The sequence below is a fragment of the Lactococcus termiticola genome (genome assembly GCF_003116835.1).
Taxonomy (GTDB): domain Bacteria; phylum Bacillota; class Bacilli; order Lactobacillales; family Streptococcaceae; genus Lactococcus; species Lactococcus termiticola.
Genome location: NZ_BFFO01000016.1, coordinates 1 through 19,687, shown reverse-complemented (window position 1 = coordinate 19,687; position 19,687 = coordinate 1). Strand labels below are relative to the sequence as shown.

General features: G+C 47.3%; 17 protein-coding genes and 1 tRNA gene. 13 read left to right on the top strand and 5 right to left on the bottom strand.

Annotated elements, in window-relative coordinates; translation table 11 throughout:
• Window positions 1-167: 167 nt before the first annotated feature.
• Window positions 168-827 carry a hypothetical protein gene (locus NtB2_RS08340; RefSeq protein WP_125195009.1) on the top strand — a complete coding sequence of 220 codons (660 nt, stop codon included), beginning with the start codon at window positions 168-170 and terminating at the stop codon, window positions 825-827.
• Between the two features lie 291 nt (window positions 828-1,118).
• Here NtB2_RS08340 and argR read toward each other — a convergent pair whose 3' ends face one another.
• Complete coding sequence (gene argR, locus NtB2_RS08335; RefSeq protein ID WP_109246490.1) at window positions 1,119-1,574, bottom strand: arginine repressor; 456 nt, start codon at window positions 1,572-1,574, stop codon at window positions 1,119-1,121.
• Between the two features lie 66 nt (window positions 1,575-1,640).
• Here argR and argS point away from each other — a divergent pair, with 66 nt between their 5' ends.
• From argS to NtB2_RS08300, 7 genes are all read left to right on the top strand, one after another.
• Window positions 1,641-3,335, top strand: coding sequence for an arginine--tRNA ligase (argS, locus tag NtB2_RS08330; protein ID WP_109246489.1), 1,695 nt, complete (start codon window positions 1,641-1,643; stop codon window positions 3,333-3,335).
• Window positions 3,336-4,137: 802 nt separating this feature from the next.
• Complete coding sequence (arcA, locus tag NtB2_RS08325) at window positions 4,138-5,373, top strand: arginine deiminase (RefSeq protein ID WP_109246488.1); 1,236 nt, start codon at window positions 4,138-4,140, stop codon at window positions 5,371-5,373.
• 44 nt (window positions 5,374-5,417) lie between these two features.
• Window positions 5,418-6,482, top strand: a complete 1,065-nt coding sequence (gene argF / locus NtB2_RS08320) for an ornithine carbamoyltransferase (RefSeq protein ID WP_109246487.1) — start codon at window positions 5,418-5,420, stop codon at window positions 6,480-6,482.
• A 20-nt stretch (window positions 6,483-6,502) separates the two neighbouring features.
• Window positions 6,503-8,080 (top strand): basic amino acid/polyamine antiporter, encoded by a 1,578-nt coding sequence (locus NtB2_RS08315; RefSeq protein ID WP_109246486.1) that lies wholly within the window; start codon window positions 6,503-6,505, stop codon window positions 8,078-8,080.
• A gap of 1 nt (window position 8,081) precedes the next feature.
• Entirely contained in the window at window positions 8,082-9,026 is a 945-nt protein-coding gene (gene arcC, locus NtB2_RS08310) for a carbamate kinase (protein ID WP_109246485.1), read from the top strand.
• Window positions 9,027-9,045: 19 nt separating this feature from the next.
• Complete coding sequence (gene arcC / locus NtB2_RS08305; protein ID WP_109246484.1) at window positions 9,046-9,990, top strand: carbamate kinase; 945 nt, start codon at window positions 9,046-9,048, stop codon at window positions 9,988-9,990.
• A gap of 72 nt (window positions 9,991-10,062) precedes the next feature.
• Entirely contained in the window at window positions 10,063-11,193 is a 1,131-nt protein-coding gene (locus tag NtB2_RS08300) for an aminotransferase (protein WP_109246483.1), read from the top strand.
• 200 nt (window positions 11,194-11,393) lie between these two features.
• Here NtB2_RS08300 and NtB2_RS08295 read toward each other — a convergent pair.
• Window positions 11,394-11,479, bottom strand: a tRNA-Leu gene (locus NtB2_RS08295).
• 97 nt (window positions 11,480-11,576) lie between these two features.
• The gene (locus NtB2_RS08290) at window positions 11,577-12,509 is read right to left on the bottom strand and encodes an alpha/beta hydrolase (protein WP_109246482.1); all 933 of its coding nucleotides are present in this window, start codon (window positions 12,507-12,509) and stop codon (window positions 11,577-11,579) included.
• 174 nt (window positions 12,510-12,683) lie between these two features.
• On the opposite strand from NtB2_RS08290, the gene mreC reads away from it, so the two are divergent.
• From mreC to NtB2_RS08265, 5 genes are all read left to right on the top strand, one after another.
• A complete protein-coding gene (gene mreC / locus NtB2_RS08285; RefSeq protein WP_109246493.1) occupies window positions 12,684-13,553 on the top strand; it encodes a rod shape-determining protein MreC in 870 nt (289 codons plus the stop codon).
• 1 nt (window position 13,554) lies between these two features.
• Window positions 13,555-14,088, top strand: a complete 534-nt coding sequence (mreD, locus tag NtB2_RS08280) for a rod shape-determining protein MreD (RefSeq protein WP_109246492.1) — start codon at window positions 13,555-13,557, stop codon at window positions 14,086-14,088.
• A gap of 87 nt (window positions 14,089-14,175) precedes the next feature.
• The gene (locus NtB2_RS08275) at window positions 14,176-15,387 is read left to right on the top strand and encodes a CHAP domain-containing protein (protein WP_109246481.1); all 1,212 of its coding nucleotides are present in this window, start codon (window positions 14,176-14,178) and stop codon (window positions 15,385-15,387) included.
• A 178-nt stretch (window positions 15,388-15,565) separates the two neighbouring features.
• A complete protein-coding gene (gene dnaJ, locus NtB2_RS08270; protein ID WP_109246480.1) occupies window positions 15,566-16,699 on the top strand; it encodes a molecular chaperone DnaJ in 1,134 nt (377 codons plus the stop codon).
• Between the two features lie 450 nt (window positions 16,700-17,149).
• Window positions 17,150-17,677, top strand: a complete 528-nt coding sequence (locus NtB2_RS08265; protein ID WP_109246479.1) for a YqeG family HAD IIIA-type phosphatase — start codon at window positions 17,150-17,152, stop codon at window positions 17,675-17,677.
• 150 nt (window positions 17,678-17,827) lie between these two features.
• On the opposite strand, the gene zwf is transcribed toward NtB2_RS08265, so the two are convergent.
• Both zwf and NtB2_RS08255 read right to left on the bottom strand, forming a co-directional pair.
• Window positions 17,828-19,306, bottom strand: coding sequence for a glucose-6-phosphate dehydrogenase (zwf, locus tag NtB2_RS08260; RefSeq protein ID WP_165814988.1), 1,479 nt, complete (start codon window positions 19,304-19,306; stop codon window positions 17,828-17,830).
• 14 nt (window positions 19,307-19,320) lie between these two features.
• On the bottom strand, window positions 19,321-19,500 hold the full coding sequence (locus NtB2_RS08255) for a hypothetical protein (protein WP_109246477.1): 180 nt from the start codon (window positions 19,498-19,500) through the stop codon (window positions 19,321-19,323).
• Between the last annotated feature and the right edge of the window lie 187 nt (window positions 19,501-19,687).

Sequence of the window (19,687 nt, the reverse complement as noted above, 5' to 3'; positions counted from 1 at the left end):
GTGCAATACCATATTCGCTTGATAGACTCGGAACACTTTGCCCTGAGTCATAAAGTTCTACTAGAGTTTCTTTGAAACCTTGTTCATATCGTTTAACCATAAATTGAGTGTACCAAATTACCTAAACTGCTGTCCATTTTTCTAGGATAACATCAATGGAACGGAGTTTGACTGAAGAAATCGAAGAAAATATTGTTCAAGCATTCTTTAGAGAAATTTATTGTTTGAAAATTTCAAGGGGCTATACTTTAGATGATAATACAAAAGAAAGACTTCCAGAATTAGTTTCATATATTGAAATGAGTAATGAACAGATCAATTATATTCTAAGAAAAGATAAAGAAGTATTGAATCGAATATTTACAAACGAGACTATAAAATTGCTAAGAGAAGTAAGTGGAAATCCTTATTTTGATGAAGAGCAGAGGGAGCAATTAGAAGAACTTATTTCTTTTCTGGAACATCGAAAAGGTGTTAAAGTTCCATATTTAAAATTTAGATTGTTGTGTTCTCCAGATGAACATAGCCCAGAGGATATAGAGGAAATAACAGACAATTTGGCTTTACTTCTTACAGCCCCAAGTATATTTAAGTGGTTTCATTCAGAGTACTCTTTTGATAGTTTGACAGATAAAGAATTGAACGAGGTCATGGGATTCGCTAATTTGGCTCTTCTGAATAACAATCAAGAGTTAAGAGAAAAAGTAAAAAGATATGCTATTGAAAAACTTGGAAGCAAAACAGATTTGCCATATAGTGACTTGCTCATATTTTTTGACGACTTATCTGTACAGTCAGTGATAGAGCGAATATTTTACAGAAAATAACAAAATCAGCAAATTCATGCTGATTTTGTTTGTTATCTGATTCAAAATGTTGGTACTGTGTGCCTATAAAGTGTCTAATTGTGTTTAATTTATATGATTTTATAGGATTTTAGAAAACGATGAATGCACTTATAGAGCGATTTAGAACGATTTGGTTCGTTAAAAATCAACGTTAGAAGTCTTGCATATTCATCATGATAGGTATTTCTCCTTTAATAAAAGGCCTGGGGCCTTTTTTTTATATTCTCTATTATAGCATAATTTTTCTCATCAAAAAAAGGCAATCTGCCCTCAATTCAAAACATAATTAATCTCAGCCACCAAGACCTTAGCCGCCTTCTCGGACTCACAAATCACAAGGAGGGTATCGGCTCCGGCAATCGTCCCGAGGATTTCCGGCCGGTCGTTTTTCCCTTCGTCAAAGGCGTTGGCCAGGACATCAGCCTCACCGAGCTTGGTTGTGATGACGACCTGATTCAGGGCAGATCTGGCCGAAATCACAAAGTTATAAAAATACAGGTGGAGCTGAGATTGGAGCTTTTCCCGCTCGGGGTCGAGGATGCCGTAGTAGCTCTCGTTGCCCTCTCGTTTTTTGATGATATGGAGTTTTCGGATATCCCTAGAAAGCGTGGCCTGAGTGACTTCGATGCCCCGTTCGCTCAGAGCCTTTTGCAGCATTTCCTGGGTGGAAATTTTTTCTTCTAAAATGACTTCTTTGATGATTTCAAGTCGTTCTGTTCTTTGCATATTATAATTATACCATAGAATATTCAATATGTTGAAAAAAGCCCAAGAATCCTGTATAATTGAGCCATGAATGAAAAACAACTCGTAGCAAATGCTCTCTTTGCTGTCCTCTCAGACAGTCTGACTTTAGAAGAAATCACAAGTTTAATTGAGCGGCCAAAAAGCTCTGAACTCGGGGATTTGGCCTTTCCTGCCTTCCGCCTGGCCAAGGAATTGAAAAAAGCCCCTCAGATGATTGCGGCTGATTTGGCCGAGCAAATCAATAAGGAAGGCTTTGAGAAGGTCGAAGCAACAGGCCCTTACGTCAACTTCTTCCTGGATAAGACAGCGACAGCAAAGGGTGTGCTTGCTGAAGTCCTCGAGGCTGGTGCTGACTATGGTTCAGAAGACCTGGGCCATGGTGGCAATGTGCCGATTGACCTTTCAGCACCAAATATCGCCAAACCTTTCTCTATCGGCCACCTGCGTTCTACAGTTATCGGCGATGCGATTGCTAAAATCCATGAAAAATTGGGCTACAATCCTATCAAAATCAACCACTTGGGTGACTGGGGCAAGCAGTTTGGCCTTTTGATCACGGCCTACAAGAAATACGGTGATGAGGCGACGATCATGGCCAACCCGATCGACGAATTGCTCAAACTCTATGTGCAAATCAACGCTGAAGCCAAAGAAGATCCAGCGGTCGACGAAGAAGGCCGTCAGTGGTTCCTCAAGATGGAGCAGGGTGACGAAGAAGCCCTCCGCATCTGGAAGTGGTTCTCTGACGTTTCACTGATTGAGTTCAACCGGATTTACGGCAAGCTCGGCATCGAATTTGACTTCTTTACCGGCGAGAGCTTCTACAGCGACAAGATGGACGCCATCGTTGATGACCTGGATGCCAAAGGCCTCCTCCATGAATCTAAGGGTGCCCTGATTGTCGACCTTGAAAAATACAATCTGAATCCTGCCCTGATCAAGAAGACGGACGGTGCGACCCTCTACATCACGCGTGACCTGGCGACCGCTGTCTACCGTAAGAAGACTTTTGACTTTGTCAAATCCCTCTATGTGGTCGGTGGCGAGCAGAGCAACCACTTCATGCAGTTGAAGGCTGTCTTGAAAGAAGCAGGCTACGACTGGTCTGACGACATGACTCACGTCAGCTTTGGCATGGTGACCCAGGGCGGGAAGAAATTCTCTACCCGTAAGGGACACGTCGTCAAGCTTGAGATGGCTCTTGATGAGGCAGTTACACGGGCCCAACAGCAGATTGCTGAGAAGAATCCTGACTTGGCCAACAAGGAAGAAGTGGCCCACCAGGTCGGTGTCGGTGCCGTGAAGTTCTTTGACCTGAAGACAGACCGTAAGAACGGCTATGACTTTGACCTGGACGAAATGGTCAGCTTTGAAGGCGAAACAGGCCCTTATGTGCAGTATGCTCATGCCCGGATCCAATCGATCCTCCGCAAGGCAACAGCAACGGCTGATGCCAGCAATCTTTCAGAAGTAGCGACCGACCCAGAAGCCTGGGAGATCATCAAGGCCCTCAAGGACTTCCCAAATATCGTCAAACGTGCCGCTGAGCAGTATGAGCCATCAGTGATTGCCAAATACGCCATCAGCCTGGCCCAAGCCTTCAACAAGTACTACGCCCATGTGCGTGTCCTTGAAGAAAACGCCGGCCTGACCGGACGACTGGCCCTTATCCAGGCGACAGCGATCGTGCTCAAGGAAGCTCTCCGCCTTCTTGGGGTGGCTGCACCGGATACGATGTAATTTGAATTTTATAAAAGCGAGGTTTTGGCCTTGCTTTTTTGTTTTAAGTTTTGAGGCAACAATGCGACCTAAGGGAGCATTGGGGTCCAAAATTAAGCAAAAAAGGTTGCAGATAAGGAAAGCGGAGCTTTCTGCATTATGTACTCTAGAGAGCCGTTCCGCTACAGGAAAGCCGGCCTTCTCCTGTGAGGCCGCAAGCCAAGCTTCGCTTGCATTGCTAAATGTCGAGCCCTAAGGGTCTCGGCATTTGCCTATTTTCACGGGAGAAGGCCGGCTTTCCTGTAGCTCCACTAGAATATCCTTTACTAATGTTTGGGAGCAGGCCAGGAAAAAGATAAAAAGATAAAAACAGTGAAGTGCAGGGAATCTGGCAAAAATGCAGTGAAAAAGGCAACTTCTAAGACCGTAGGGCTTAGAAGTTAGGCATGGAAGCCGAAGGCTTCGCTGCCGGCCCACTGCATCTTTTGTCAGATTCCCGGAACGCAAAGCCTCTCCAAAACACGCTCAATCCTTTTGTCAAATTAAGTTTTGCTTACGCTTTCATTACATTATAAAGACCCGCCCGAATTTTTACTGACTTTTATACAGCCGAAATTCCAGAATTTTAATTTTCTTATCAGATTCTTATCACACAGGGGAGGATAATGCATAAAATATTAAATTGTTAGTTTACTTATAAAGCTGAATACTTATACAAAAGCCTAGTTTTAAGAGGCTCAAATGTGCTTGACAATAAAAGCCTAGATTGTATAATGAAGCTGTAAACGATTTCAAATATACATTTCTAAGAAAGGATGTAAAAATGAACAAAGGAATCCAAGTCAACTCAGAGATCGGCAAGCTGAAATCAGTCTTGCTGCACCGTCCAGGAGCGGAAGTCGAAAACATCACGCCTGATACCATGCAGGATCTGCTCTTCGATGATATTCCCTTCTTGAAAATTGCCCAAAAGGAACATGACTATTTTGCCCAAGTCCTTCGCGACAATGGAGCAGAAACCCTATATATCGAAGACCTCGCTGTTGAAGCCCTCGACAAGAGTGAAGAAATCAAGAAGAACTTCTTGACTACCCTCCTGACAGAACATGGCTACCGGCATGGCAGAACCTTTGAAGAGCTCCAAGCCTACCTCTCAGGCATGTCTACCAAAGACATGGTCACAAAAATTTATGCTGGTGTTCGCAAGAACGAACTCGACATCAAGCGTTCTACATTGAGCGACATGGCAGGTTCTGATGCAGAAAACCTCTTCTACCTCAACCCATTGCCAAATGCTTACTTCACACGTGACCCACAAGCTTCTATCGGTGTTGGTATGACCATCAACCGTATGACTTTCCCAGCTCGTCAGCCTGAATCACTCATCACTGAGTACGTCATGGCTCACCACCCACGTTTTGAAGGCACTCCAATCTGGCGTGACCGTAACCATACCACTCGTATCGAAGGTGGTGACGAACTCGTCCTCAGCAAGAATGTCGTAGCTATCGGTGTTTCTGAACGGACTTCATCTAAGAGTATCCAACAATTGGCCAAAGAATTCTTCCGCAATCCTGCATCAACATTTGATACAGTCCTTGCAGTTGAAATTCCTCACAACCACGCGATGATGCACTTGGATACAGTATTTACGATGATCAACCATGATCAATTCACAGTATTCCCAGGTATCTTCCACGGTGATGGCTCTATCAACACCTTCATCATCAAGCCAGGTAAGGACGGCGAAGAAGTTGAAATCGAACACTTGACTGACCTTGAAAAGGCCCTCAAGAAAGTCCTTAACCTCTCAGAACTTGACCTTATCGAATGTGGTAATGGCGACCCTATCGTTGCACCACGCGAACAATGGAATGACGGTTCAAACACACTCGCTATCGCACCAGGTGAAATCGTCACTTACGACCGTAACTATGTGACCATCGAACTCCTCAAACAGCATGGTGTCAAGGTTCATGAGATTCTCTCAAGTGAATTGGCACGTGGACGTGGCGGAGCACGTTGTATGTCACAACCAATCTGGCGTGACGAAATCTAAGAATTGTTATAGAATAGAATAAGTAAAAGAAAAGGAAATTAAAAATGACATCACCAATCATCACAAAAGCTGAAGTAAACTCAAAATTCCAAGGCCGCAGCTGGCTTGCTGAAAAAGATTTCACACCTGGTGAAATCAACTACCTCATCGATTTCGGTCTTCACTTGAAAGCCCTCAAACAACAAAACATCCCTCACAAATACTTGGAAGGTAAAAACATCGCCCTCCTCTTTGCGAAGACTTCAACTCGTACACGTGCAGCCTTCACGACAGCAGCGATTGACCTTGGTGCTCACCCAGAATACCTTGGTGCTAACGATATCCAACTTGGTATCAAAGAATCTGTAGAAGATACTGCAAAAGTTCTCGGTTCAATGTTTGACGGGATCGAACGTCGTGGCTTCTCACAAAAAGAAGTTGAAGACCTGGCGAAATTCTCAGGTGTACCAGTATGGAACGGTTTGACTGACGACTGGCACCCAACTCAAATGATCGCCGACTTCATGACTGTAAAGGAAAACTTTGGTCATCTTAAAGGCTTGACTTTGGTTTACGTGGGTGACGGTCGTAACAACATGGCTAACTCACTTATCGTTACTGGTTCTATGCTCGGTGTCAACGTGCATATCGTTGCACCTGATTCACTTCACCCTAGCCAAGAAGTTATGGATATCGCTAACAAGTTTGCTGAAAAATCTGGTGCTAAACCAATGGCAACTTCTAACATCGAAGAAGGTGTTAAGGGTGCTAACATCATCTATTCTGACGTATGGGTATCAATGGGTGAATCAAACTGGGAAGAACGTGTGGAACTCCTCACACCTTACCGTATCACTATGGACATGCTCAAGATGACTGGAAACCTTGACAATGGACAATTCATCTTCATGCACTGCCTGCCTGCTTTCCACGATACTGAAACTGAATACGGTATGGAAATCAAAGAAAAATACGGCCTGACAGAAATGGAAGTGACGGATGAAGTCTTCCGTTCTAAATATGCCCGTCAATTTGAAGAAGCAGAAAACCGCATGCACTCAATCAAGGCGATCATGGCGGCAACCTTGGGGAACCTCTTCATTCCTAATGTTTCCGAAGACTTTGAATAAGCCTTTAGAAAGAAAAGTTTATGGAAAATAAAAAAGGTATAGGGCTCTTTGCCCTTGTTGCAATTATTGTATCTGGAGCCATCGGTGGTGGGGTATTTAACCTTTCAAATGATTTGGCCACTGGTGCAACGCCGGGCGGAGTCGTCATCTCCTGGCTGGTCATCGGCTTCGGGATTCTCATGCTGGTCCTCTCACTCAACCACCTGGTGGTCAACAAGCCTGAACTTTCAGGTGTCTCTGACTACGCCCGGGCTGGTTTTGGGAACATGGTCGGCTTTATCTCAGGCTGGGGCTACTGGCTCTCTGCCTGGGCAGGAAATATCGCCTTTGCCGTCTTGATGATGACATCGGTCGACTATTTCTTCCCTGGTGTCTTCCAGGATAAGAATGGTTCAATGACCATTCTCTCTGTCATCATCGTGTCTCTCGTCTCTTGGGGCCTGACAGCCCTGGTCCTTCGCGGTGTCGAAGGGGCGGCGGTCATTAACGCCATCGTCTTGATTGCGAAGTTGATTCCACTGGCTGTCTTTGGGATTGCAGGGATTGTCATGTTTAAGGCCGGTGTCTTTACCGCTCATTTTTGGCAAAACTTTGTGGCCAATACAGACGCAGACGGTGTCATCAAGAGCCTGACCTTCAGCAATATGACAGGCTCAGACCTCTTTGGTCAAGTCAAGGGTTCCCTCCTTGTCATGATTTGGGTCTTTGTCGGTATTGAAGGGGCGGCCATGATGGGCGACCGGGCCAAACGAAAATCTGATGCTGGTAAGGCGTCTATCCTTGGTCTGATTGCACTCCTTGTCATCTACCTCCTTCTGTCACTTCTGCCATTTGGCTTTATGAGCCAACAAGAATTGGCAAATACAAGCCAACCTGGTCTCGTTCACATCTTGAACGCCATGGTTGGTGGCTGGGGTGGTAGCCTGATGGCGATTGGTCTGGTCATTTCACTTCTTGGAGCCTGGCTCTCATGGACTATGCTTCCTGTTGAGGCGACCCAACAGCTCTCTGACCAAAAACTCCTGCCTAGCTGGTTTGGTAAATTAAATAAGAACAATGCTCCAGCAAATTCACTCTTGTTGACCCAGTTTATCGTTCAAATCTTCTTGATTGTGACCTACTTTGTAGCCGATGCCTATAATGTCTTCGTCTACCTCTGTACTGCCGTCATCATGATTTGTTACGCACTGGTCGGCCTTTATCTCTTGAAGCTTGGCTTCACTGAAAAGAAGGTCTCAAACGTCATTATCGGCTTCATCGCCGCTGCCTTCCAGATTCTGGCCCTCTACTTCTCAGGTTGGCAATTTGTCTGGCTCTCACTGATTCTCTACGCTGTCGGCTTTATCCTCTATGCCCTTGGTAAGCAGGAATACGGTGGCCGCTGGTCTGCAGGCGAATTGATTTCTGCCGCTGTCTTGACCATCCTTGGCATCCTTGCCATCTTTGGTGTCTACGGCAACTGGCTGGGTCTTGAAGATGCCCTTGGCATCGACGGGAACACCCTCCTGATTGCGGTTGTACCATTGATTATCGTAACCATCATCGTCTTCTTCATCATTAAAGCAGACGTGAAAAAGAAGATGGAGGCTGAAGTATAAAATGGTAAGAAGAATTGTTGTTGCCTTGGGTGGGAACGCGATTTTAACCAATGACCCGAGTGCTGAAGCTCAAAAACGTGCCTTGGATGTGACAGCTCAAAAGCTCATGCCCTTGATTAAGGACAATGATACGCAGATGGTTGTTACCCATGGTAATGGTCCGCAGGTAGGGAATCTTCTCCTCCAACAGTTGGGTTCTGATTCTGAAAAGAACCCTGCTATGCCACTTGATACGGTAGGAGCTATGACGCAAGGCGAAATTGGTTTTTGGACCGTTCAAGCCTTCACGCGTGCCATGGCTGATGCGGGCCTCTCTCAATACCCCGTCATCTCTGCGGTTACGCAGACATTGGTCGATGAAAATGACCCGGCCTTCCAAAACGCAACCAAGCCAATCGGACCCTTCTATACAGAAGAACAGCTCCCTGACATCAAGGCTCAATTTCCAAATTGGGAACTGATGGAGGACGCTGGGCGTGGCTACCGTCGTGTCGTACCAAGTCCAAGACCCATTGAAATTATCGAAGCGAAAGCCTTTGCTCCGATTTTGGAATCAGGTTCACTCCTGATTGCATCCGGTGGTGGCGGAATTCCCGTCGTCAAAGATGGCAATGGCTATCGGGGCGTGGAAGCCGTGATTGACAAGGATTTCTCTGCTGCTAAATTGGCCGAAATGGTCGGGGCGGATGAGCTCTTGATCTTGACCAATGGTGGCGATGTCTTCTTAAATTATGGCAAGCCTGATCAAGTTCACCTAGAAGAAGTATCAGTCGCGGAAATGCGTGGCTATGTTGACGAAGGGCGATTTGCCAAGGGCTCAATGGCTCCTAAGGTTGAAGCTGCAGTCAGCTTTGTCGAACGGACTGGCAAGAAGGCTACGATTACCAGCCTAGACAATGTAGAAAACTTTGTGAAAAATGGGGCGGGAACAAAAATCCTTCCCTGAGAAAGAGGTAATATAAATAATGGTAAGACGTATTGTGGTTGCTCTCGGCGGCAATGCCATCTTGACGGATGACCCGACTGCCCAAGCCCAAGAAATTGCACTGGAGACAACGGCTGAACAGCTCCTGCCTCTCATCAAAGATAATGACGTAGAAATGGTTGTCACCCACGGGAATGGCCCGCAGGTCGGTAACCTCCTCCTGCAACAGTTGGAAGCCAACTCTGAGAAGAATCCGGCAATGCCACTGGATACAGCAGTGGCCATGACTCAAGGTCAAATCGGTTTCTGGATGTCTCAAGCCTTTACTCGTGCCTTGATTAAAAATCAAATGGAGCGGGTGCCGGTGATTTCAGTCGTGACCCGGACGGTCGTTGATGCCAAAGACCCAGCCTTTGATAAGCCAACCAAGCCTATCGGCCCTTTCTATGATGAGGCTGGCAAGGATGACATGCTCAAGCAATATCCTGACTGGGTCTTCGTTGAAGATTCAGGTCGGGGCTACCGCCGTGTCGTGCCAAGTCCAAAGCCTACGCGGATCGTTGAGGCGGAAGCCTTGAAGCCCTTGATTTCATCGAGCGTCCTCGTGACCGTTTCCGGTGGTGGCGGAATTCCCGTCGTTGAAGCTGAAGATGGCTATGTCGGCGTCGAAGCCGTGATTGACAAGGACTTCTCAGCAGCCCGGGTGGCTGACCTGGTTGAAGCCGATGACCTCCTGATTTTGACAGCTGTTGACAATGTCTTTATCAACTTCAACAAGCCGGATCAGAAAAAGCTTGAAGAGGTCACTGTGGCTGAGATGGAAGGCTATATTGCTGAAGGTCAATTTGCAGCTGGCTCTATGCTTCCAAAAGTGGAAGCAGCCCTTGACTTCGTCAAGAAGACCGGCCGTCCTGCGACGATTACTAGCCTTGAAAACCTGGAAGACTTCTTGAAACATGATTCTGGAACTAAAATTCTTCCATAAATGAAAAAGAAGCTCTAAAATTTTTAGGGCTTCTTATTTTATAAACATTATAATAGAAGAAAGTGAGCAAAAATGAACTTAGCAGAATTTAAGTGCGAGGCCTGGCTCAACAACTGGGAAAGGCTAGCGACCTATGACATCGCCCAGTCAACAGTCGAAGCGATGACCGTCGACGAAATCCTGAAGCTGGACTCAGAAGCCGGCGAACGGCTCTGGCGTGACCTCCGCCACGAAAAACTCTCTTACGGCTGGATTGAAGGTTCGCCCAGGTTAAAAACAGCCATCAGCAAGCTCTACGAGGGCGTCGATACAGACCATATCCTGGCCAGCAATGGAGCGACCGGTGCGAATTTCCTGGCCATCTTGGCCCTGATAGAAGCTGGCGACCATGTGATTGCCCAGTACCCGACCTACCAACAGCTCTACGACTGGCCTGAAAGCCTGGGGGCTGAGGTCGATTATTGGAAGGTCGAAGAAGAGGCCGGCTGGTTGCCGAGCCTTGAGGCCTTGAAGGAGATGATTCGCCCGGATACCAAGCTCATCTGCCTGAACAATGCTGCTCAGCCGACTGGAGCCTTCATGGAGCGTAAGTTCTTGGAGGAGGTCGTTAAGCTGGCAAAGTCAGTCGGAGCTTATATCCTCTGCGATGAGGTCTACATGCCGCTGGACGACAGTCTTGACCGGGTCGCGATTGCCAGCCTTTATGAGAAGGGCATCTCAACCAATTCTATGTCAAAGACCTATTCTGTCCCCGGCCTCCGGCTAGGCTGGCTGGCCAGCCAGGACGACGACTTCATTAATGAAATCCGGAAGCTCAGGGACTACACCATGATTTCGACAGGCGTCCTAGACGATGCTCTCTCGGCTTTTGTCCTCGAACATCGTGACCAGGTCCTCGCCCGGGCCAAGGGCATTATCCAAGAAAACCTCACCATCCTTAAAAGCTGGGTCGACCAAGAGTCTAACGTCAGCCTCCAGGCCCCACCAGAGGTCTCGCTGAGCTTCGTCAAGCTGGAGACCATCCCGCCAGAAGAGACCGAGGCCTTTGCTATTAGCCTGCTAAAGGAAAAAGGTGTCCTTATTATTCCGGGCAACCGCTTTGATATGCCGGCTTATGCCAGGATTGGTTATGCTTGTGAGCGGGAGGTCTTGGAGAAGGGGCTGGCTCTGCTTTCGGAGCATTTGAGGGAATATAAAAAATAATGATGTCATCCTTTTTTATGTGGTGTTATATAGGGATTGGTGCAAGCACATGAACTATCCAAGCACCGACTGGAGCGACTTTGAAGCTTAAAATCATTGTTGCAGAATAAAGCAAAAGAAAGCAGATATCCAAATTGAGGAAAATCTGCTTTTTTCATTTAATAAAATAAAAAAACCACAGCCTCAGCTGTGATCCATCATGCGGAAGGCGGGACTTGAACCCGCACCAGGAAAATTCCCGACAGGATCCTTAATCCTGCGCGTCTGCCAATTCCGCCACTTCCGCGAAGTAGCTTAGAGGCGAAGCCTCAAAATCAGTACTTAAATATAATATCAAATCTAAATTAAAAAAGCAAGGATGAACTTGCTTTTTTATGATTTTTTTACTGAATCGGATTGTATTTTGCCATAAAGTCGGCGACAGTCTTACGATAAAGGCTTGGATTGGTCTCAAATGACATAGCGTGAGCGGCCCCAGGGACGAGGAGTTTTTCCTTAGGCGTTCCGGCCTTGACCGCCTTATAATTGATATCCAGCATCCGGGTTGGGACGTAAGTGTCATTGCCACCGTGAATCATGAGGATTGGAAGCTTGTCCTTGGCCAGGGCATCGGTCGACTTAGCCTCCTGGAAGAACCAGCCTTGGCGGATTTTGTTCATGAGTGAGACACCGTAGACGAGGGGGAAGGCAGGAATCTTATAGCCAGATTTTGCCTGGTAGGTGACTTCGTCCCAGACACTACTGTAGCCACAGTCTTCGATGATGTTTTGGACATTGACCGGCAGATCTGCTTGTCCGCTGGCCATCATGACGGTAGCAGCCCCCATCGAGAGGCCAAAGAGGCTGATCTTGCTCGCTGGATTTTCTTTGCCAATAAGCTTGGCCCAACTGATAACATCTTCCTTGTCCTTTTGGCCGTAGGTGATGTACTTGCCTTCAGAGCTACCGTGGCCTCGATTATCAGGCATGAGGACGTTGTAGCCCAGCTCATGGAAGAGCTCGCCGTATTGTCGCATGGCCTCCTTGTCAGAGCGAAAGCCGTGGACGACGATGACGGTCTTGTCGGTCTTTTGAGCGGCTGGGACATACCAGGCCTTGAGCTTGAGACCGTCTTGCTCGATGGTCTTGTCCGTTTTTTCGAGCTGGTCAAATTTTTCGACCAGGCTGTAGTTAGGACTATCCTTTGCGACCTGGGCTGTGGGCTTGTTGCTGCGGATACATGCGATTTGATAAAAATAAAAGGTGGCAGCGACAAGGGCAATAACAATAATGACAGCAAGCACACTGAGACCTCCTAAGATGACTTTCTTTTTCATGTTCGTTATTATAGCAAATTATCAGATAAAATGATAGATGTATCTAATAAAATGCATTCAATTTCAAAATCAAAGGAAGGCCATGATAAAATGGAAAGAGGCTAAAATTTTTGCAGATAAATGCTTTTGTTTGTGATAAAATAAAGAATGAACTCCAAGTTAAAGGAAAAAACCGTGAAAAAATTCAACTTTAGTAAAGTCATGATCATCGCCCTCCTCATTGTCATTGCGGCAGTGACAGCGATTGTTGTTTCATCAAAAAATTATAGCGACCATAAGAAGCCGTCAGCCATGACCCAGACCATCAATGCAGGGACGGGCTTTGTTGACAAGATTTTAGCTGCTCCCGTCCACTTTTTCCAGGACCGGGCCAACCAGGTCCACAACCTGCTCGATACTTATAAACAAAATGAAAGCCTCAAGAGCCAGCTGACAAAAAGCAATGACGCTGAAAGCAAGCTCAAGAGCACAGAGTCTGAAAACAAGGCTCTGAAGGCTGCCCTCAAGCTCCAGGAAACCTTGACCAACTATGACAGCGTCTCAAGCAATGTCATCAACCGCAGTCCATCAAGCTGGAATGACAATCTGATCATCGACCAGGGGACTGACGATGGTGTCCAAGAAGGCATGATTGTCATGGGGAATGCCGGCGTTATTGGCCGGGTCAGCCAGGCAAACAAGGACAACTCCAAGGTGGCCCTCCTGAGCTCTGCTTCAGGTGTGACCAACAAGATACCTGTCAAACTGGGCTCTGACGATAAGCCGACCTACGGCCTGTTGACAGGCTATGACAGTCACCAGGCTGCTTATATCGTCAGCAGTCTGACGACGAAAGACCAGTTTGCCAAGGGGACAAGCGTTGTGACCAGTGGTCTGGGCGGTTCAGGTTCTGATGCCTCGCCAAGTGGCCTCTCTGTCGGTACCGTTATTGGCGAAAAGGATGCGGATTCTGGCCTCAGCCGTCAGGTCTACGTCAAGCCTGTGGGCGACCTCTATGATATTCGTTTTGCCTTTGTGATTAAGGGCGTGAATGGGGGCAATTAAAATGAGTCGATTTTCTCTTCAATTTATTGAACCTATCATGCTTTTTCTTTTGCTGTTGATTGACGGTCAACTGACGCAGGTCCTTGGGCACTTGATGAGCGGGCCTTATCTGCCGGTCAGCCATCTGGTCTTGATTTTCCTGATTTATGCAGTGACCTGTCACAGGCAGTCTTACCTTGTTTTCTTGGGGATTTTCTTGGGCCTGGTCTACGATGCTTATTTTATCGGGGTTTACGGGATTGCGAGCTTATTATTTCCAATCATCGCCCTTTTCCTTTATAATATACAGACGGTCGTTTTTACGAATCGTTGGACAAGGCTCTTTACAGTGATTATTGTGGTGGCTGCCTTTGAAGTCCTCTCTGCTGTCCTTGCTGGCATTGCCGGTATTGGAACGCATGATGTCTTAGGACTCATCGCCTATCAGCTGGCACCTAGTCTCTTGATCAATATTGTCTTTGCCCTCTTGCTCCAAGCAGCTTTAGAACGACTATACAAATTAGGCGTAGGAAACATGAGTTATAAAACTAAATAGTATAGCAACCAACTTGTAATGTTTTTGAAATAATCGGATGTTATACTGTGAAAGAACCGAACCGAATAGGGAGGAAAAACTTAAATAATGAAAAAACGAATTTTGTCAGCCATGATGCTCTCGACAGTAGTATTGTCAGCAGGTGCTTCAACTGCAATCTCAACCGTCCATGCCGATACTGACTCAGATATCGCAGCCCAGGACGCTAAAATCTCGCAAGCAAAATCAGAATCAGCCAAGGCTCAAGGCCAGGTTGATACGATTCAAGGTCAAGTTGATAGCCTTCAAGCTAAACAAGCTTCAAACAAGGCGACACTTGAAAAATTGCAAAAAGAATCTGCAGATACTTCTAAAGAAATCACGAAGTTGGCTGGCTCAATCAAAGAACGTAACGGCTCTCTTGAAGCTCAAGCCCGTTCAGCACAAACCAACGGAACAGCAACAAACTTGCTCAGTGCCGTTCTTGACTCTAGCTCATTGACAGATGCCATCCAACGGGTAACTGCAATGACAACAGTGGCTAACGCCAACAAGAGCATGCTTGATCAACAAAAGAAAGATCAAGAAGACATGCAGGCCAAGCTCAAAGCGAACCAGGCTAAGTATTCTGAAGCAACCAAGCTTCAAGAATCAATGGCTGCACAAGCTCAAGAGCTGAACACTCAGCAAGCACAGTTGAAGGTTGCCCAGTTGAACTATCAAGCATCCATCACAACTGCTCAAGATAAGAAGCAATCTATCTTGGATGCTAAGGCTCAAGCTGAAGCAGCTGCTAAAGCTGCCGCAGCTGCACAGGCTGCCCAAGAAAAGGCTCAAGCAGATGCCCAAGCCAAGGCTGATGAATTGGCTAAGGCAGCTCAAGCTCAACAGCAACAAACAGCTGCTGTAGCACAAACGCCAGCTTCTAGCACAAGTCAAGATAATAATTCTAGCTCATCACAAACTACTGGAAACACTACTCCAACGCCAGCTCCTACACCAGGAACTTCAGGCTCTAACCCATACCCATGGGGACAATGTACTTGGGGTGTATGGCAGATTCTTGGCGGTAACATGCCAACTTACTCTGGTAATGCGGCTGACTGGGTAGCTTACGCGAACTCAGGTCTCGCAGTCGGTACGATTGCGGTCTTCCCTCCAGGAGTTGACGGTGCGGGTGGCTTCGGTCACGTTGGTGTCGTGACATCCGTTTCAGGTAACTCGTTCACTGTTTCTGAATCTAACTTCAATGGTGGCCTCGGCATCATTTCATCACGTACAATCCCATCAACTGCGGGTGTATCATTCATCCGTCCATAAATTTGAAAACAATAAATAAGGGCTCGTCCCTTATTTTTATCGAGAGGATTAGCACTCGCGTAATTAGAGTGCTAATTTTTTTGCTAAATTCAACAAAAGATGTTAAAATAGTCTCTAGGTGGGCGGTGCTCGTTAGCCTCTGGCCCACAATTTCAATGATTTTAAGAGGTTTTTAGATATGAATAATACAGAATTCTATGAAAGACTGGGCGTTGATAAAAATGCCAGTCAGGATGAGATTAAGAAGGCCTACCGGAAGATGTCGAAGAAGTACCATCCAGACATCAACAAGGAGCCGGGTGCGGAAGACAAGTATAAGGAGGTCCAAGAGGCCTACGAGACCCTGTCTGATGAACAGAAGCGGGCGGTATATGACCAATACGGTGCTGCAGGTGCCAATGGCTTTGGAGGCGGAACTGGCGGATTTTCTGGCTTTGACGGCTTCCAGGGTGCTGGTGGTTTCAGCGACTTTAGCGACATCTTCTCAAGCTTCTTTGGTGGCGGAGCGGCTGGTCAAATGGACCCCAATGCCCCGCGTCAGGGTGAGGACCTCTCTTATCGGGTGACCCTCAAGTTTGAAGAAGCCATCTTTGGTGTCGAAAAAGAGGTCAGCTATCAACGTGAAGAGGTCTGCCATAGCTGTGACGGCTCTGGTGCCAAAGCTGGGACCCATGCTGAGACCTGTAGCTCATGTGGCGGCCGGGGTCAAAAACAGGTCATTCGGGATACACCGCTTGGCCGGATGTCTACGACTGTCACCTGTGAAGTCTGTCATGGTGCCGGTAAGACCATCAAGGAAAAATGTAGCAGCTGTGGTGGTAGCGGGCATGAACGCAAGTCTCATACTGTGAAGGTTAAAGTCCCTGCCGGCGTTGAAAGTGGCCAACAGATGCGACTTCAAGGCCAAGGAGACGCTGGCGAAAACGGTGGTCCTTATGGCGACCTTTACGTTCGTTTTATCGTTGAGGCGAGCGACAAGTTTGAGCGGGATGGCTCAGAAATTTTCTATGAAATGCCGTTGAACTTTGTCCAGGCGGCGCTTGGCGACGAGATTGAAGTCCCTACGGTTCATGGTAAGGTGAAGCTCAAGATTCCTGCAGGAACCCAGACAGGCACCAATTTCCGCCTCAAGGGCAAGGGTGCACCGAAGCTCCGTGGCTCTGGCCAGGGCGACCAGCATGTCATCGTCAACATCGTAACGCCTGAAAAGCTCAACGAAGAGCAAAAAGAAGCCCTCCGTGCCTTTGCTAAGGCCAGTGGCAACAACGTCGAAGAGCAAAAAAAAGGCTTCTTTGATAATATTTTTAATTAAAAAAGTGTCCGGTGGACACTTTTTCTGTTCTCGCATAATGATGTTATTTCAGTCTTTTTGGAGAAATGAGAAATCCGCTCCAGAGGAGTTTGAAAGCCTAGTGCCAAAAGTAGCAACATCGAGGCATGTCAGATAAGAGCCAGTGTCCGGTGGACACTTTTTCTATTCTCGGAGAATGCTGTTAGTAGGGTATTTTTGAAGGAGCAATCTCCCTCGTGTTAGAAGAGTCTAGGAGCTTAAAGCTAAGAATAGAACCGAGTTTAAGATGCTAGCTTTAATCCAGTGTCCAGTGGACACTTTTTCTGTTCTCGTAGAATGCTGTTAGTAGGGTACTTTGAAGGAGCAATCACCCCCGTTTTAGAAGAGTCTAGGAGCGCTTTGACACAATAGCTATAAGCAGTTGTTCAGCCTACACCCCACCCAAGCCCATTTTTTTGATAAAATAAAAACATGAAGATTGAAAACTATAAACCCGACTACCTGGTCGAGGCGGTCTATATGCTAGACGCCAGCCGTCTCAAGGCCGAGGGCATTCATGCCCTTATGGTCGACCTTGACAACACACTGATTGCCTGGAATAATCCTGACGGGACGCCTGAGCTCCTGGCCTGGCTTGAGGCAATGAAGGCCGATGGCATCCAGGTCATTGTCGTGTCTAATAATAAGCAGGCCCGTGTGGCAAGGGCTGTGGAAAAGTTTGGCGTGGCCTATGTTTGGCGAGCGATGAAGCCCTTTGCTAGAGGCATCAATAAGGCTTTGGCCATCATGGGCGAAGAGCCGGGCCGAGTCGCCATGGTGGGCGACCAGTTGATGACGGACATCCGGGCCTCCAAGCGGGCCGGCGTGAAGAGCGTCCTCGTCAAGCCTCTGGTTGAGTCGGATGCCTGGAATACCAAGTTTAACCGCTGGCGTGAAGGCCGGGTATGGAAGCAAATCATTGCCCAGGACGGCGAGCCGGTCTTCAAAAAAGGTATCTAAAAAAGCTGAGGTCATCAGCTTTTTTTGTATCTTGTGGTTGGCTTGTCAACCGGCTTTCTGTGGAAAATCCCCAAAAATCAAGCTTTTATCCACTTGCTTTTACACAGGAATGTGGAATAGTTAACATCCTGTGTAAAAGCCTTGTCAACTTTACAGTTTACCGTGCTCTTTGTACCAGAGGTCAGGCTTCCAAGCCCAGTCGTGGCCATCTTTTGCAAGCAGGTCGAAGGCACATTCTGGCCCCATGCTACGAGCAGGATAAGTCGGAATTGGCTCCTTGTCATTGTCCCAGGCTTCACGGACGACATCGATGAGCTCCCAGGCACGGGCGGCTTCTTCCCAGTGGGAGAAGTTGGTGCCGTGGCCGTTTAAGGCGTCAAGGAAGAGCTTTTCATAGGCTTCTGGCGAGTTGCCCATAAACTCAGCATCGTGGCGGAAGCTCAGGCGGACAGGGTCGAGGGCAAAGCCTTGGCCAGCCTGTTTACCGTTGACGGTCAGGCTGAAGCCTTCGGTTGGCTGGATGTAGATGGTCAGGACGTTTTGTGTCAACTTATCTGTAAACAAGTTTGACGCGCTATCAGCCTTGAAGACCACGTTGATCCGGGTGCCTTTTTCGGTCATCCGCTTACCAGAGCGGACGTAGAAAGGGACACCCTCCCAGCGCTCATTGTCAATCATGAATTTACCGGCCGCAAAGGTCTCGGTCTGGCTTTCTGGGCTGACATTGTCTTCTTTATTGTAGGCAATGAAATGCTCGCCGTCAGTGTACTGGCCACGGACGAAGTTTTCTAAGGCTTCTTCATGACTGTACTTGCGGATGGCCTTGAGGGCCTTGACCTTTTCTTCGACGATGTGGGCTTCATCAAAGACAGCGGGTTGCTCCATGGCCAGCAGGCTCAGGACCTGGAGGACGTGGTTTTGGATCATGTCCTTGAGGGCACCTGAAGTATCATAGTAGCCACCCCGCTCTTCGACGCCCAGGCTTTCAGCAAAGGTAATCTGGACATTTTCGATATGTCGCTTGTTCCAGAGGGCCTCAAAGATGGGATTGGCAAAACGGACAGCAGAGACGGACTGGATCATCTCCTTGCCCAGGTAGTGGTCGATCCGGAAGATTTGCTCTTCTGTAAAGACCTTCCTGAGGCTGTCGTTGAGCTCTTTGGCTGTCTTGAAGCTCGTACCGAAAGGCTTTTCGATGACGATGCGTTCAAAGCCTTGGCCGGTCAAGATGCCCTCTGACTGGAGGTGTTCAGCGATGATACCGAAAAACTGAGGGGCCATGGCCAGGAAGAAGACCTGGTTGCCCTCGGTCTGGTACTGGGCCTTGAGTTTGTCGCCCAGGACCTTTAAGTTGTCATAGTGACTACTGTCGTTGACATCGTGGCTCTGGTAGTAGAAGTGGCTGGCGAAGCTTTCTGCCTCAGTTTTTGAGACCATCAGCTCCTTGATAGAATCCAGGACAATCTCCCGGAAGTAGTCGTTTTCCCAAGGCCTACGGGCTGTACCGATGACAGCGAAGTTGTCAGCCAGCTCGCCCTTCTTGTAAAGGCGGAAGAGGCTGGGGTAAAGTTTACGCTTGGCCAGGTCGCCTGAGGCACCAAAGATTGTAAATAGGACTTTTTTATTCATAGTAATCGTACTCCTTAAACGTCATTTTCAGCATAGTCAATGTAGTTGTCAACGTAGTCTTGATAATCTCGTGAAAGCTGGGCCTTCATCTCCTGATATTCTGCTTCGCTGTAATCTCGCTCGGCAATTTTCGCACTGTAAAAGGGAAGATTGAGCTCACTGCGGAGTCTTTCTTCAAGCTCTTGTCTGGTCATGGTCTGCCTTTCTATGGGGGATTCTTCTTAATTATAGCATGTTTTAGGGATTGGGCTCTCATGAGAGCCTGGAAATTTCAAGCAATCCCTTGAGTCAGGGGAGAGCATTGCAATTTCTGACAAATTTAGATAAAATAGTTTAAGAAATCGCAAAGACTAGTCTTTTTCTGTTCCTATGGAACAGAAA

What these genes read in the sequence shown, in the direction of transcription:
- argR (WP_109246490.1), bottom strand. Translation starts at nt 1,574, where the DNA reads ATGCAAAGAACAGAACGACTTGAAATCATCAAAGAAGTCATTTTAGAA.
- argS (WP_109246489.1), top strand. Translation starts at nt 1,641, where the DNA reads ATGAATGAAAAACAACTCGTAGCAAATGCTCTCTTTGCTGTCCTCTCA.
- arcA (WP_109246488.1), top strand. Translation starts at nt 4,138, where the DNA reads ATGAACAAAGGAATCCAAGTCAACTCAGAGATCGGCAAGCTGAAATCA.
- argF (WP_109246487.1), top strand. Translation starts at nt 5,418, where the DNA reads ATGACATCACCAATCATCACAAAAGCTGAAGTAAACTCAAAATTCCAA.
- NtB2_RS08315 (WP_109246486.1), top strand. Translation starts at nt 6,503, where the DNA reads ATGGAAAATAAAAAAGGTATAGGGCTCTTTGCCCTTGTTGCAATTATT.
- arcC (WP_109246485.1), top strand. Translation starts at nt 8,082, where the DNA reads ATGGTAAGAAGAATTGTTGTTGCCTTGGGTGGGAACGCGATTTTAACC.
- arcC (WP_109246484.1), top strand. Translation starts at nt 9,046, where the DNA reads ATGGTAAGACGTATTGTGGTTGCTCTCGGCGGCAATGCCATCTTGACG.
- NtB2_RS08300 (WP_109246483.1), top strand. Translation starts at nt 10,063, where the DNA reads ATGAACTTAGCAGAATTTAAGTGCGAGGCCTGGCTCAACAACTGGGAA.
- NtB2_RS08290 (WP_109246482.1), bottom strand. Translation starts at nt 12,509, where the DNA reads ATGAAAAAGAAAGTCATCTTAGGAGGTCTCAGTGTGCTTGCTGTCATT.
- mreD (WP_109246492.1), top strand. Translation starts at nt 13,555, where the DNA reads ATGAGTCGATTTTCTCTTCAATTTATTGAACCTATCATGCTTTTTCTT.
- NtB2_RS08275 (WP_109246481.1), top strand. Translation starts at nt 14,176, where the DNA reads ATGAAAAAACGAATTTTGTCAGCCATGATGCTCTCGACAGTAGTATTG.
- dnaJ (WP_109246480.1), top strand. Translation starts at nt 15,566, where the DNA reads ATGAATAATACAGAATTCTATGAAAGACTGGGCGTTGATAAAAATGCC.
- NtB2_RS08265 (WP_109246479.1), top strand. Translation starts at nt 17,150, where the DNA reads ATGAAGATTGAAAACTATAAACCCGACTACCTGGTCGAGGCGGTCTAT.
- zwf (WP_165814988.1), bottom strand. Translation starts at nt 19,306, where the DNA reads ATGAATAAAAAAGTCCTATTTACAATCTTTGGTGCCTCAGGCGACCTG.
- NtB2_RS08255 (WP_109246477.1), bottom strand. Translation starts at nt 19,500, where the DNA reads ATGACCAGACAAGAGCTTGAAGAAAGACTCCGCAGTGAGCTCAATCTT.